This window comes from Umezawaea endophytica, from assembly GCF_025061645.1.
In the GTDB taxonomy this organism is placed as follows: Bacteria; Actinomycetota; Actinomycetes; order Mycobacteriales; family Pseudonocardiaceae; genus Umezawaea; species Umezawaea endophytica.
The window spans coordinates 20694-34550 of record NZ_JANYMP010000017.1; the positions used below are offsets into that span (position 1 = coordinate 20694).

General features: G+C 69.0%; 13 protein-coding genes. 6 read left to right on the forward strand and 7 right to left on the reverse strand.

The window, feature by feature from the left end; translation table 11 throughout:
* Nucleotides 1-5: 5 nt before the first annotated feature.
* Entirely contained in the window at nucleotides 6-2279 is a 2274-nt protein-coding gene (locus NZH93_RS30335; protein ID WP_259626671.1) for an ATP-binding cassette domain-containing protein, read from the reverse strand.
* Between the two features lie 164 nt (nucleotides 2280-2443).
* Between NZH93_RS30335 and NZH93_RS30340 the strand changes: the two genes are divergently transcribed.
* Entirely contained in the window at nucleotides 2444-3235 is a 792-nt protein-coding gene (locus NZH93_RS30340; protein ID WP_259626672.1) for a TetR/AcrR family transcriptional regulator, read from the forward strand.
* Nucleotides 3236-3710: 475 nt separating this feature from the next.
* A complete protein-coding gene (locus NZH93_RS50870; RefSeq protein WP_259626673.1) occupies nucleotides 3711-4691 on the forward strand; it encodes an asparaginase in 981 nt (326 codons plus the stop codon).
* Here NZH93_RS50870 and NZH93_RS30350 read toward each other — a convergent pair whose 3' ends face one another.
* The 3 genes from NZH93_RS30350 to NZH93_RS30360 all read right to left on the reverse strand — a co-directional run bounded on the left by NZH93_RS30350 (nucleotide 4692) and on the right by NZH93_RS30360 (nucleotide 7484).
* Nucleotides 4692-5825 carry an alkaline phosphatase family protein gene (locus NZH93_RS30350; RefSeq protein ID WP_259626674.1) on the reverse strand — a complete coding sequence of 378 codons (1134 nt, stop codon included), beginning with the start codon at nucleotides 5823-5825 and terminating at the stop codon, nucleotides 4692-4694.
* A gap of 553 nt (nucleotides 5826-6378) precedes the next feature.
* Entirely contained in the window at nucleotides 6379-6927 is a 549-nt protein-coding gene (locus tag NZH93_RS30355; RefSeq protein ID WP_259626675.1) for an ester cyclase, read from the reverse strand.
* 110 nt (nucleotides 6928-7037) lie between these two features.
* Nucleotides 7038-7484, reverse strand: coding sequence for a MarR family winged helix-turn-helix transcriptional regulator (locus NZH93_RS30360; protein ID WP_259626676.1), 447 nt, complete (start codon nucleotides 7482-7484; stop codon nucleotides 7038-7040).
* 225 nt (nucleotides 7485-7709) lie between these two features.
* Between NZH93_RS30360 and NZH93_RS30365 the strand changes: the two genes are divergently transcribed.
* A complete protein-coding gene (locus NZH93_RS30365; RefSeq protein ID WP_259626677.1) occupies nucleotides 7710-8930 on the forward strand; it encodes an MFS transporter in 1221 nt (406 codons plus the stop codon).
* Here NZH93_RS30365 and NZH93_RS30370 read toward each other — a convergent pair.
* Complete coding sequence (locus NZH93_RS30370) at nucleotides 8920-9813, reverse strand: LysR family transcriptional regulator (protein WP_259626678.1); 894 nt, start codon at nucleotides 9811-9813, stop codon at nucleotides 8920-8922. The two genes, NZH93_RS30365 and NZH93_RS30370, sit on opposite strands and share 11 nt — an antisense overlap.
* 104 nt (nucleotides 9814-9917) lie before the next feature.
* Between NZH93_RS30370 and NZH93_RS30375 the strand changes: the two genes are divergently transcribed.
* Together NZH93_RS30375 and NZH93_RS30380 are read left to right on the forward strand one after the other, a co-directional pair.
* A complete protein-coding gene (locus tag NZH93_RS30375) occupies nucleotides 9918-10862 on the forward strand; it encodes a ribose-phosphate diphosphokinase (protein ID WP_259626679.1) in 945 nt (314 codons plus the stop codon).
* 103 nt (nucleotides 10863-10965) lie between these two features.
* Nucleotides 10966-11715: a VOC family protein gene (locus NZH93_RS30380; RefSeq protein ID WP_259626680.1), complete on the forward strand. Its 750-nt coding sequence runs from the start codon at nucleotides 10966-10968 to the stop codon at nucleotides 11713-11715.
* 55 nt (nucleotides 11716-11770) lie between these two features.
* Here the strand turns inward: NZH93_RS30380 and NZH93_RS30385 are convergent, their stop codons facing one another.
* Nucleotides 11771-12232 carry a MarR family winged helix-turn-helix transcriptional regulator gene (locus NZH93_RS30385; RefSeq protein WP_259626681.1) on the reverse strand — a complete coding sequence of 154 codons (462 nt, stop codon included), beginning with the start codon at nucleotides 12230-12232 and terminating at the stop codon, nucleotides 11771-11773.
* Between the two features lie 155 nt (nucleotides 12233-12387).
* Here NZH93_RS30385 and NZH93_RS30390 point away from each other — a divergent pair, with 155 nt between their 5' ends.
* On the forward strand, nucleotides 12388-12891 hold the full coding sequence (locus NZH93_RS30390) for a DinB family protein (RefSeq protein WP_259626682.1): 504 nt from the start codon (nucleotides 12388-12390) through the stop codon (nucleotides 12889-12891).
* On the opposite strand, the gene NZH93_RS30395 is transcribed toward NZH93_RS30390, so the two are convergent.
* Nucleotides 12888-13838, reverse strand: a complete 951-nt coding sequence (locus tag NZH93_RS30395) for a phosphotransferase (protein ID WP_259626683.1) — start codon at nucleotides 13836-13838, stop codon at nucleotides 12888-12890. The genes NZH93_RS30390 and NZH93_RS30395 overlap by 4 nt on opposite strands.
* Between the last annotated feature and the right edge of the window lie 19 nt (nucleotides 13839-13857).

A 13857-nucleotide genomic window follows, 5' to 3' on the forward strand; every position in this document is an offset into this window, starting at 1 on the left:
CTGGGTCAGGCACCAACGTAGGTGCGGAGGTGGTGGGCGGTGAGAGAGTCGCCGGACTCCACCAGTTCAGCGGGTGTGCCGGTGAAGACGATCTGGCCACCGTCCTGGCCCGCGCCGGGACCGAGGTCGATGATCCAGTCGGCGTGGGCCATCACGGCCTGGTGGTGTTCGATGCAGATCACGGTGTTGCCGTCGTCCACCAAGCGGTCCAGAAGTGCCAGGAGCTGGTCGACGTCGGCCAGGTGCAGGCCGGTCGTCGGCTCGTCCAGCACGTACACCGTCGCCTTCTCGGCCATCTGGATGGCGAGTTTGACGCGCTGCCGTTCGCCACCGGACAGGGTGGTGAGCGGTTGGCCGAGCCCCAGGTAGCCGAGGCCCACGTCCGCCAGTCTGTCGAGGACCACTCTGGCCTGACCGGTGGTGAAGAAGTCGCGGGCCTCGGTGACCGGCATGGCAAGGACTTCACTGATGTTCTTGCCGCGCAACGTGTACGTGAGGACTTCCGGGGTGAAGCGCTTGCCCTCGCACTGCTCGCAGACCGAGGCGACACCCGCCATCATCGCCAGGTCGGTGTACACGAGACCGATGCCCTTGCAGTTGGGGCAGGCACCCTCGGAGTTCGCGCTGAACAGGGCGGCCTTCACGCCGTTGGCCTTGGCGAAGGCGGCCCGGATCGGGTCGAGCAGACCGGTGTAGGTCGCCGGGTTGCTGCGGCGGGAACCGCGGATCGGCGACTGGTCCACCACGGCCACACCATCCCGGCGCGGCAGCGAGCCGTGGATCAGCGAACTCTTGCCGGAGCCCGCCACACCGGTGACGACGGTCAGGACGCCGAGCGGGATGTCGACGTCGACGTTCTTCAGGTTGTGCGTGGCGGCGCCTCTGATCTCCAGGTGACCGCGGGGTTCCCGCGCCTTCTCCCGGAGCTGCGCCCGGTGGTCCAGGTGTCTGCCGGTCAAGGTGTCGGACGCGCGCAGCGACGCCACGTCACCCGCGAAGCAGATCCGACCGCCGGACGGACCGGCACCGGGGCCGAGGTCCACGACGTGGTCGGCGATGTCGATGACCTCGGGCTTGTGCTCGACCACGAGCACGGTGTTCCCCTTGTCGCGCAGGAGGATCAGCAGGTTGTTCATCCGCTGGATGTCGTGCGGGTGCAACCCGACCGTCGGCTCGTCGAAGACGTACGTGACGTCGGTGAGGCTGGACCCCAGGTGCCGCACCATCTTCACCCGCTGGGCCTCGCCGCCGGACAGCGTCGCCGACTCCCGGTCGAGGCTCAGGTAGCCGAGGCCGATCTCGACCAACGAGTCGAGCGTCTCCCGCAACGTCACCAGCAACGGGCCCACGGACGGGTCGTCGATCTTCTTGACGAACTCGGCCAGGTCGCTGATCTGCATGGACGCGCACTCGGCGATGTTGCGGCCGTCGATCTTCGACGACAGCGCGGCCGGGTTCAGCCTCGTGCCCTGGCAGGCCGAGCAGCGCGCGAAGGTCACGGCCCGGTCGACGAACGCCCGGATGTGCGGCTGCATCGACTCCCGGTCCTTGGCGAGGTACAGCCGCTGCACCTTCACCACGAGACCTTCGTAGGTGACGTTCGTCGTGCCGATCTTCACCTTGGTGGACGCCTTGTGCAGGAAGGCCTCCCACTCTTCGGGGGTGAAGTCCTTCAGCTTGGTGTCGGGGTCGAAGAAACCGGACTGGATGTAGGTCTGCACGTACCAGGCGTCCGTGGTGAAGCCGGGAACGGTGACGGCGCCCTCGTTGAGCGACAGCTCGCGGTTCACGAGCTGGTCGACGTCGATCGCCGAGACCCGCCCGAGCCCTTCGCAGACCGGGCACATGCCTTCCGGGCTGTTGAAGCCGAACGCCGACGACGTGCCGACGTGCGGTTCTCCGACGCGGCTGAAGACGATCCGCAGCATCGTCTGGGCGTCGGTCGCCGTGCCGACCGTGGACCGGGAATTCGCGCCCATCCGCTCCTGGTCGACGATGATCGCCGCGCTCAGGTTGCGCAGCGCGTCGACGTCCGGTCTGCCCTGGCTGGGCATGAACGACTGGATGAACGCCGTGTAGGTCTCGTTGATGAGGCGCTGGGACTCGGCGGCGATCGTGCCGAAGACGAGCGAGGACTTGCCCGACCCGGACACGCCGGTGAACACCGTCAGACGGCGCTTGGGGATGTCGAGTGAGATGTCGGCCAGATTGTTCTCCCTGGCGCCGCGGACCTCGATCACGTCGTGGCTGTCCGCGGCGGACCGCTGCCCGGCGGTCATCGGTCGTTCACCGACTTCTTGGTGGCGTCCATGCGGCAGAGGATGCCCCCTGACCTGCCACAGTGCCCGATTGCGCCTATCAGGTGACGCTCCATCCGCTCCCCCAGGGTCTCTTTATGCTGTAAGGTGATCGCAACGTTACTTTATGGCGTAAGGAGATGCAAATGGTCATCTACGCCGGGCAGGGCGATCCCCGCTGGTCCATGGATGTCATGTGGGGCAACAGGGTGTCGAACCTGCGACCCGGACCGAAGCCTGGCCTGAGCGTCGAGCTGATCATCGACGCGGCCGTCGGTGTCGCGGACATCGACGGCATGGCCGGGCTGTCGATGCGCGCGGTGGGCGAGAAGCTCGGGCGGACGGCCATGTCCTTATATACCTACGTCCCTACGAAGGGCGATCTGGTCGACCTGATGTACGACCGGGTGCTGGGCGAGTTGCCCACGCACTACGAGCCGAGACTCGGGTGGCGCGGGTCTGTCACGTCCTGGGCCGAGGACCACCTGGAGTTCCACCTGAGACATCCGTGGACGCTCCAGGTCTCCCAGGCGAGACCGGTGCTGGGGCCGAACGAGTTCGCGGCGCTCGACACGGCGTCGGGGATCTTGCACGAGACGGGCCTCAGACCTCCGGTGCTGCGGGGGATCTTGGGAGTCGTGCTGCACTACGTCCGCGGAGCGGCGCGAACGGAGGCGGAGGCGCGGGCAGCGGCAGAGGAAACGGGGGTGTCCGACGAGGACTGGTGGCACTCGCGGTCGCCGCTGCTGGTGGAGGTGGCGCCGGACTTCGCGGACCGGTTCCCGATGGCGATCCGGATGGAGCAGGACAAACCCGCGCCGCCTGAGGACCCGAAGAAGCCGTACCTGGAGTCGGCGATGGCCGAGTCCTTCGCGATGGGATTGGAGGTGATCTTGGACGGGATCGAGGCGACGATGGAGAAGGCCAAGGCTGGGTGAGTCGCTTCCTCACGGCTGGCGCGACTGTCTGACGGACAGGCGTTCGTATGGACTGGCCGGGCGAGGCGAGTACTGGCGGACCAACTCGATTCGGCCGGATCGGGTGAAGTCAGGTCGGGCGCGCCACGTCGAACTGGACAGCCCCTGCCAGGCCTGGGCTGCACAACTCACACGGACTTGCGTCGACTCGCTGGCGAGGCTGGCCCGAACAAGGCCACTTCGCACCGGGATTGTGCGCACTTTCTCGGAGGCTGCGCGGTGACACGCGGTCACGTTCCCCTGGCGCGGCTGTCGCAAGGTCGCGAACGGCTAGGCGTGATCACGAGCGGTGCGGCGTGGTCGAACGGCATGGCGTGGTCGAACGCCGGGTCATTCGGGCTCGCGGTTTGGGCGGTCGCAGTGTGGCCGGTCGCCGTGCTCGGTGGACAGGATTGGGCAACCATGACGTGATCATCGGGCTCGGAGAGGACTCGCGGTGGCGGTTGGCAAGCGTGTAGCGGTGTTCGGGTTGGGCGGCACGATCGCCATGGGGGCGTCTCATGGTGGTGGGGTGGTGCCCGCGTTGACACCCGAGCAACTGTTGGCGGCGGTGCCGGGGCTGGGTGATGTCGGTGTTTCGTTGGAGGTGGTGGATTTTCGGCAGGTGCCGGGGGCGTCGGTGACGTTCGAGGACGTCGCGGCGCTGTTCGAGGCGATTCGTGGTGTGGACGTCGACGGTGTCGTGGTGACGCAGGGGACGGACACGATCGAGGAAACGTCGTACCTGCTCGATCTCGCCTACGGCGGGGACATGCCGGTCGTGGTGACCGGGGCGATGCGCAACCCGACGTTGGCCGGGGCGGATGGGCCGGCCAACCTGTTGGCGGCCATTCAGGTGGCGGCCAGTCCGGAGGCCCGCGGGCAGGGGTGTCTGGTGGTGTTCGCCGACGAGATCCACGCCGCGCGGCGGGTGCGGAAGACGCACAGTTCCAGTCCGGGCACCTTCCGGTCGCCGAATGGAGGGCCGCTGGGGTACGTCGTCGAAGGTGTCGCGCGGATGGTGCAGCGGGTCGAGCGGCGGGCGGTTGTGCCGTTCGGTGACGGTGGATCGGCGACGGTGGCGGTGGTGACGGCGATGCTCGGTGATGAGGGGGTGCTGTTGGAAGGGTTGGACGGGCGGGTGGACGGGGTCGTGGTGGCGGCGTTCGGTGCCGGGCACGTGCCGGTGAGTTGGGTGGAACCGTTGGTGCGGCTGGTGGCGCGGATGCCGGTGGTGCTCGCCTCGCGCACGGGTGCGGGTTCGGTGTTGGAGCACACCTACGGGTTCGCAGGCTCGGAGAAGGATCTGCGGGAGCGTGGGTTGGTTTCGGCTGGGTTCCTGGATCCGTTGAAGGCGCGGTTGCTGTTGCGCCAACTCCTCGGGGTGGGCGCTGATGCCGCCGCGATTCGGGCCGCGTTCCAGGAAGCGGGTCGCTAGTCAGGAGGTGAGGAGGAGGGGTACCAGTTGCTCGGCTGAGGTGAGTGAGCCGTGCTGGCCGATGAAGCCGCTGAGCCTGGCTTCGACGGTGGTGCGGACGACTGCGGCCGTGCCGCGGGCGGCCACAACCAGGTTGCCGATTCGGGGGTAGACGTGAGTCGCCACCGAAGGGCCGAACAAGCCCAGGGCGATGGCTTCGTCGCGGCGCAGCAGCCAGGCGCGATCGCCGAGGACCTGTTGCCACGCGGCCAGGACGTCGTCGGTGGCGCCAGGCTCGGTGTAGACGTGGCGGACTCGTGGTTCGCCGCCCAGCAGTCGGACGCCCGCTTGGAGGAGTGGTTCGGTGTCGTAGTCGACGGTGTCTTCTTCCGTCAGGGTGACCATGCCGTGGTCGGCCACGACGGCCAGCAAGGCGTCGGTGGGCAGGCGGGCGGCGATCGAGGCGGCGACGTGGTCGATGAACGACAGTTGGAGCAGCCACGGTTCGGTGCCCGGTCCGTAGAAGTGGCCCAGCGCGTCGAGGTCGGCGTGGTAGGCGTAGCAAAAGACGCGGTCGGCGGAGCGGAGCGCGTCCAAGGTGGCGCTCACCAGGTCGCCCATCGCGAAGACGCCCTGGAACGGCGCACCGCGCAGCGCCGCACGGGACAGGCCGCTGCCTTCCTGCTGGTAGGGCGCCACAACCCGCACGGCCACGCCTGCCGCGGTCGCCCGGTCGAAGATGGTCGGCCTCGGTTGCACCTCTTCGGGAACCGCGGTGGGCCGGAGGTCCGTGTGGTGAGGGGCGCCGTGGTGGTTCCAGCCCAACGCGTTGAGCAGTAAGGAATTCGTCTCGAAGGTGTAGCCGACGACGCCGTGCTCGCCGGTGGGAAGTCCGGTGCCCAGCGCGGCGATGCTGGTCGCGGTGCTGGAGGGGAATCCGGCCGTGATCGGTTTTCCGGACAGTGACGCCAGAAACGGTGCCGTGTCGGCGTGGGCGCGGAGCAACTCCCAGCCGAGTCCGTCGATGAGCAGCAGGCACACGCGGCGAGCGGCGGGCACGCCGATCACGTCGGTCATGCCCGGCACGTCCAGGCTCGCCAAGAGCGAAGGCACAACGTCCGCGAGCGCGCCCGACCCATACCTGGGGATCTCCATAGTCGGCGACCCTAGACGCGCCATCGACCGGTCACCAGCAGCAGGGAGACGACAACCGCGAGAGAAGAGGGGTGGCAGCGACAGAGGGGGGTGGAACTGACAAAAGAGGGCGGCACCGGCGAGAGAGCCGTGGCGTCGGTCGCGAGTCGCGTCTGCCGAGCCGTTGTTGGCGAGGTCGCGGGTCGGCCGGGTCGGCGATGGACAAGAGGTGATGTGTCGTCAGCGCCATGGGGCGCGTCAACAGGACAGAGGTGGAGGAGAGCAGCGGAGGGCAGAGGGCCGAAGTGGTTCGCCGTCAAGGGTTCACGGGTCGCGGGGGGGTGTCCGCGGGGGCGCTGGTCAGCAGGATGGTGGTGGGCTGCTGGGGGCGGTGACTGTTGGAGGTTCGGCGGGGTTGTGGGTGGGTTGTGGCTTGGGGTGGGCGGTTTGAGTGGGAGTTTGTGTGGGTGGAAGGCGTGCATGGGTGGTCGGGAGGTGGGGTGCTGTGGTCTGGGTGTGGTGATTAGGGGGTGCCCTGGCGGGGGTGGGGCCGCCAGGGCGGGTGGGGGTAGTGTTAGGCGATGCCCAATTGGGTGTTGTAGTGCTGGCTGTCCCAGAACAGCCATTCCTCGGTCATGACGCCCTTGCGCCAGTGGCCGACCGTGGCCATGTCTAGGGTGAAGGTTTTGCCGGTGGGTTGGATTGTGTTGCCGTTTGGCAGTGGCATCGGGCGGGTGAAGGTGCCCTTCATGACGCCGGTTACCGAGGTCAGGTCGCCTGAGGCCATTTTGATGGGGTGTACGCGGATGTTGGTGTCGGGGGCGAAGATGAACAGGAACTTCAGGTCTTCGATGTGCTTGTTGATGCCGTCCGTGTAGTGGCCGTCCGGCCAGTGGACGCGGATGTCCCTGGTGTGGCTCTCGCCCAGTCTTGCCCACTTCTGGTTGGTGAAGACGTCGAAGTCGAGTTCGTCGAACGTCTTCAGGTTCCTCCGCTCCTGCTCGCTGCCGTGCCAGAAACCGTCGCCGGTGGCCGCGCTGGAGGTCGCGCTGCCCGCTACCGCGCTGATGGCCAGCGCGCCGAGGGTGGTGCCGCCTGCCGTCAGGAGACTGCGCCTGTCCATGTCCCTGCTCCAATCATTGAGAAGTCAGATATCAACTTCGATGACTAAAACAGTGCCGCGCGACGACCCGGTTGTCAACTAGTTCAAATCTGTACCACTTCACGTGGTGGTCAGCTAGCAGCCCTCAGCTTGATCAGCAGGCGGTCGAACGTGGCGAGTTCCTTGGTCGTGAACACGCCGAACGTCTGGTGCAGCCCCTCGACGTGCACCCCCGCGGCCTCGTGGAGCCTGGCGGACCCGGCGTCGGTGATGCCCGCGTACAGCACCCGGCGGTCGTTGGGGCACGGGCGACGCTCGACGTAGCCCGCCTTCTCCATGCGGTCGATCAACCGGGTCACGCCACCGGTCGTCAGGACGATCTGCTCGGCCAGCACGCCCATCGCGAGTTGGCCGTCGTCGGAGCGGGACAGGCGGAGCAGTACCTCCAGCCAGCCGATCGGCAACGACATCCGCTCGTCGAGCACCTGCCCGAGTGAGCGCTGGAGCCTGCCCGACACCTCGATCAGGTAGCCGAAGGTCGTGAGCAGGGGGTCGTCCAGCGGGTCGTCGTTCACCACCGATCAACCATATCCCAGCGCTCTGATCAGTCAGTTTGTTTCCGACGTCCGTTAATCAGGCATCAGGAGCTGTGATCGCCCCCATACGTCAACCCTTGTCAACGTGGTGACCAGCCGTTATCACCACCGCGCATCAATAGCAGCACCAAGTGTCATTGGACGTGATGGACGGCCGGGCGCACGCTCGAGCGAGACCGTTCCACGGCTCCACAGGAGGCTCCAGTCATGTCCGACCCGGCCACGGTGCTCACCCGGCGCGAGTTGTCGACCCGACCGCTGCTCGGCGCGGGCCGCGGGTTCTGGGTCGTCGCGGCGGCGTTCGTCGTCGCGATGGCGTTCTCCACCGTGCCGACGCCGCTGTACGTGCTCTACCAGCAGCGCGACCACTTCTCGTCGTTCGTCGTGACGATCCTCTTCGCCGCGTACGCGATCGGCGTGGTGTTCAGCCTGTTCCTCGCGGGCCACGTCAGCGACTGGGTCGGCAGGCGGAGGGTGCTCGTGCCCGCGCTGCTGGTGGAAGCCGCGGCGGCCGTGCTGTTCCTGGTCGCCACGACGGTGCCGGAGCTGTTCGTCGCCCGGCTGCTGACCGGGGTCGGGGTCGGCATGGTCACCGCGACCGCCACCGCCTACCTGTCCGAACTGCACACGGCCCACCGGCCGCGGAACGGGCTGGGACGGGCCGAGCTCGTGGCCACGGCGGCGAACCTCGGTGGGCTCGGGCTCGGCACGCTGGTCTCCGGCTTCCTCGCCCAGTACGTGACGGGTCCGCTGACCACGTCCTACGCGGTGTTCCTGGTGCTGCTGCTGGTGAGCACCGCCCTCGTCGCGTTCGTGCCCGAGACGGTCGCCGTCGAGTCCCGGACGTACCACCCGCAGCGTGTGTCGGTGCCGGAACTGGCCAGGGCGCACTACTTCGCCGCGGGGGCGGCCGCGTTCGCCTCGTTCGCCACCCTGGGCCTGTTCACGTCGCTGGCCCCGGCGTTCGTGGCGAACACGCTGCACCTGCCGTCACGGGCGCTCGCGGGCACGGTGGCGTTCCTGGTGTTCGGCTCCGCCGCGTCGACGCAGATCCTGTTCCGCCGCAAGCAGACCCGCCACCAGTTGGCCATCGGCATCGGGTTGATGAGCGTCGGTCTCGCGGTCGTGACCGCGGCGCTGTTCGTGGCGAGCCTGCCGCTGTTCCTGGTCGGTGGGGTGGCCGCGGGCGCGGGCATGGGCGTGCTGTTCAAGGGGTCGATCTCGACGGTCGCCGCGCTCTCCTCGCCGACGTCGCGCGGTGAGGCCCTGGCGGGTCTGTTCCTCGCGGGCTACCTCGGGTTGGTCGTTCCGGTGCTGCTGCTCGGGATCGCCACGCAGTACGTCGCCGCGCCGTTCGCGCTGCTCGGGTTCTCCGCAGTGGTGCTGGTGGTCTCGGCGGCCGCGGGGCGCAGGCTGCTCAAGGACTAGGCCGCACGTACTGGTCCACCATGGCCAGCAGCGCGCGCAGCGCGGCGCTCGGTCGCCGGGTCGCGGAGGTGGCGAGGGACAGCGTCCAGCGCAGGTCCACTCCGGACACGGCGATCGGGTGCACGTCGTCCGCCAGCACCAGGTCGAAGTCCGGCACGAGCGCGACGCCCAGTCCGTGGTGGACGTAGTCCGGCACCACGCCCAGGTGCGCCACCTCCACCGTCACCCGCCGCTCGATCCCCGCGGTGGCGAACGCCCGGTCGACCAGCACGCGGTTGCCCCACCCCGGAGGCGTGTCGACGAACTCCAGGTGCGCGAGGTCGGTCAGCCGCACGTTCCGACGCCCCGCCAGCGGGTGGTCGTCGCGCACGACCAGCACCATCGGCGCGACGAACAGCTCGCGCGCGGTCACGCCGGCGGGCGGGAAGTCGTTGAGGGCGAGGAAGGCCACGTCCAGCTCACCGTCCACAAGGGACTTGGCCAGGCCGCTCGTCCCGCTCGTCGCGGCGCGCAGCCGGATCGTCACCTCGGGGTGCTCCGCGTGGTAGCGGCCGAGCAGTCCGGGCAGGTCCACCAGCGTCAGACCGGTCATGGTGCCGAGGTTGATCGTGCCCCGGACCCCCGCCACCACCTCCCGCACCGCGTCGCGGGCGGCCTGGGCGGCGTCCAGCGTGGTGCGGGCCTCCCGCAGCAGGGCCCGGCCCGCGTCGGTCAGCGCCACGTCCCTGGTGGTCCGGTCGAACAGCGGCGCGCCCAGCTCCCGCTCCAGCGAGCGGATCACCGTCGACACCCCGGACTGCACGACCCGCAGCCGGTGCGACGCGCGGGTGAAGCTCAGCTCCTCGGCGACCGCGACGAAGTACTCGAGGTGGCGCAGCTCCATCGGCGGAGTATCACACGGCCCGCGCCCCGCACCACCGAAGATCACCCACCGAAGTGACGTGGGAGTCACCGGTGTGGACGGTCGGTCCCGATTACGCTGAAAGGGTGCGTGACATCGCGGTTTTCACCGGCACTGCCCACCCCGAGCTCGCGGCCGAGATCTGCACCCACCTCGGTACGCCCCTGCTGCCCACCCGCGTCCAGCGGTTCGCGAACGACTGCATCGAGGTCCAGCTCCAGGCGAACTGCCGGGAACGGGACGTGTTCCTCATCCAGCCGCTCGTTCCCCCCGTCCAGGAGAACCTCGTCGAGCTGCTGCTGATGCTCGACGCCGCCCGCGGCGCGTCCGCGGCCCGCACCACCGTCGTCATGCCCCACTACGCCTACGCCCGATCGGACAAGAAGGACGCGCCGCGCATCTCCATCGGCGCGCGCCTGGTCGCGGACCTGCTGGTCACGGCGGGCGCGAACCGCGTGCTCGCGATGACCCTGCACTCGCCGCAGGTGCACGGCTTCTTCAGCATCCCCGTCGACCACCTGCACGCGCTGCGCGAACTGGCCGCGCACTTCAAGCAGTACGACCTCAGCAACACCGTCGTGGTCTCCCCCGACCTCGGCAACGCCAAGGAGGCCGCGCACTTCGCGCGCATCCTCGGCGTGCCCGTCGCGGCGGGCGCGAAGCAGCGGTTCGCCGACGACAAGGTGCACATCAGCGCGGTGATCGGCCAGGTGCGCGGCAAGGACGTGATCGTCCTGGACGACGAGATCGCCAAGGGCAGCACCGTCGTGGAACTGCTCGACCGGTTGCGGGAACGGGAGAGCGGCACCATGCGGATCGCGTGCACGCACGGGCTGTTCTCCGACGGCGCGCTGGAGCGGCTCGGCGCGGCGCCGGACGTGCTGGAGATCGTGTGCACGAACACCGTGCCCATCGCGAAGGAGAAGCACGTGCCGAAGTTGAAGGTGCTGTCCGTCGCCCGTCCGCTCGCCGAGGCGATGCGCCGGATCCACAACGGGGAATCGGTGAGCACCCTGTTCGAGGCCCCCTAATCTTCGGCTAGGCCACCCCTGCTTTCCCGTTCACCGGACGACAACGCGGAGGACCCGGCACTACTTTCGGCTTCCCAACTCCGCTACTCCCCGGAGGCTAGAAATGGTCACTCGCGACACGGCATGGCCCGCAGGCACGCCCGCCTGGGCCGACCTCGGCGCCGACGTCGACAAGGCCAAAGAGTTCTACTCGGGTCTGTTCGGCTGGGAGGTCGAACAGCTCGAACCCGCCGAGATGGGTTACTGGTCCGCCAAGCTCGGTGGCCGCAAGGTCGTCGGTCTCGGCGTCCAGCAGGACACGTCGCAGCCGCCGTCGTGGACCACCTACCTGGCGACCGACGACGTCGACGCCACCGCCGCCAAGGTCAGGACGGCGGGTGGGCAGGTCCTCGTAGAGCCCTCGGACGTCCTCGGCCAGGGCCGCATGGCCATCGCGCTCGACCCGGCGGGCGCCGTTTTCGGTCTGTGGCAGTCGGGTGAGCACACCGGCGCGCAGATCGCGAACGAGCCCGGCGCGGTCGCGTGGAGCGAGCACATGAGCCACGACTTCGAGGGCAGCAAGAAGTTCTACGCCGAGGTGTTCGGCTTCGCCTACGACGACCTCAGCTCCGGCGACTTCCAGTACTCGGCCGCCTCGCTCGGCGACCAGGCCGTCGCCGGGATCGGCGGGGCCTTCGCCGAGGCGCCTTCCTCGTGGGTGACCTACTTCTCGGTCGCCGACACGGACGCCGCCGTGGCGAGGATCTCGGAGCTCGGCGGCCACGTGATCCTGCCGCCGTCCGACAGCCCCTACGGGCGGTCCGCGCTGGTCAGCGACGACCAGGGCACGGTCTTCGCGGTGATCGCGAACTGATGTCCCCCGACGGAGCCGCGTCCACCTCACCGGTGGGCGCGGCTTTCGCGTTCGGCTACTCCTCCACGCGGCGGCGCTGGTGTTCGACGACCTCGTTGAACATGGTCTTGAACTGCGCGTAGGCCTCGGTTCCCATGCGGCGGGCGTGGCGGCGTTCCAGCGTGGCGACGAACGTGTCGGCCACGCGCATCTGGTCGAGGCCGCGTTCGGTGGGGCAGATGAGCTTCGCTCGGCGGTCGGCGGGGTCGGGGTGGCGTTCGACGTAGCCGAGGCGTTCCAGTTCGTCGACGACGGTGCCGATCACCTGCTTGTGCACGCCGGAGAGCTTGGACAGGTCGGTGGCGCGGACGCCGTCCTTGTCCAGGTAGGCGAGCACCGCGCCGTGGCGGGGGTGCAGGTCGGGGAAGCCCTTCTCCGCGAACGTCGTGAACATCTCCCGCTGGACCGCGAACAGCAGCCTCCCGGCCAGGACGCCGAGATCGGGTTCGGCGGTCGTCCGGTCGGTGCGCGTGCCCATGCGTGGTCCCCTCGGTGTTCCCGGTTCGTGACTGTCGAGTCTAGTTTCCGGTCCGTCCCGTTACCGGTGGAACACGCGACCGAACGAGGACAGGAGGTGTCCGCGATGACTTCTAGGCTGGTCCTCAACAGCTCAGAGGAAAGAAGGCGGACACGATGACCGGCACCCTCACCACCGGCGAACGAGCGGACCTGTTGGAGACGCTGGCCAAGCACCGGTTCTTCCTGCGCAACACGACGCGGGGGCTGACCGACGAGCAGGCGGGTTCGCACCCGACCGTGAGCGCGCTGTCCCTCGGCGGACTGATCAAGCACGTCGCCGCCACGGAGGCCTCCTGGGCGCGGTTCATCGTCGGCGGCGCGGACCTGATGGAGAAGGACGCGGCGCCGTGGGACGAGCAGCACCGGATGATGCCGGGCGAGACCCTGGCCGGGCTGCTGGAGGCGTACGAGGAGGTCGCGCGCGAGACCAACGAGCTGGTCGCGACGCTGCCCGACCTCGACGTGGCGCACCCGCTGCCCACGGCGCCGTGGTTCGAGGCCGGCAAGTCCTGGTCGGCCCGCCGCGTGCTGCTTCACCTGATCGCGGAGACCTCGCAGCACGCCGGTCACGCCGACATCCTGCGCGAGTCGATCGACGGCTCGAAGTCGATGGGCTAGGCCACGGGCGTGGTGCTCCGCCAGGCCTCCAGCGCGGGCTTGAGGCCTTCGGCGAGCAGCGGGAGCTGCGGCACCAGCGCGAGGCAGGCGACCACCTGGATGAACCCGGCGGCGCTCACGAGGGCGAGCACCTCGCGGTTCAGGGTCGGCAGGCCCTGGGCCGCGGCGGCCTCGTCGTAGGCGGCCTCACCGTCCGGGCCGATCATGACGAGGTCGCGTTCGACCGGGCCGCTGGTCACCAGCTCGAAGTCGGCGTGCAGGTCGCCGTGGACGGTCGTGACCAGGTTGGCGGGCGGCGAATCGCCGTGCACGGTCTGGACCACGACGTCGGGGAACGCCTTCGCGAAGCCCTCGCGGGAGCCGACGACCGGCTCCAGGAAGGCCCACTCGCGGCGGGCGCGCTCCAGGTCCGCGGCCTCGACGAGGTCGGGGCGCGACTCCAGGAAGTCGAGGCTCTCGGTCACCGTGCGGTCGAACGACGACAGGAACGGCAGCTCGCCGGGGTAGTCGCGGAGCGCCGCGTGCAGCTCGGCCGTCGCGGCGGCGTTGTGCGCGTAGTCCGGCTCGACGTCCTGCCTGATCTCGACGAACTGCCAGAACGTCATGGAGAAGCCGTCCCGCTGGACCGGTTCGCGCGGCACGAGCGGGCTCGGCGGGATGACGGGGAAACCGCGGTCGGCCAGCCAGCCGACGACGGCCAGCTCGTCGCGCTGGCGGCGGTGCTGGGCGGCGAGGTCGGCCTGGAACGACGGCGGCAGGACCGTGGGGACGCGGACGACCACCGGCGAGGGCGCGAGGTGCACGACGACGGAGAACACGTCGTGCAGGACCTTCGGGTCCGTCACCTCGAGGCCGAGGTCACGGCCTGCCCCGGTCGCCGCCGCGAGGGCGCGGGCGGTGCGGGCGGTGCGGGCGGCGAGCTGGTCGGGCGTCGAGATTTCCGGCATAACGCCCATCCTGCCATCG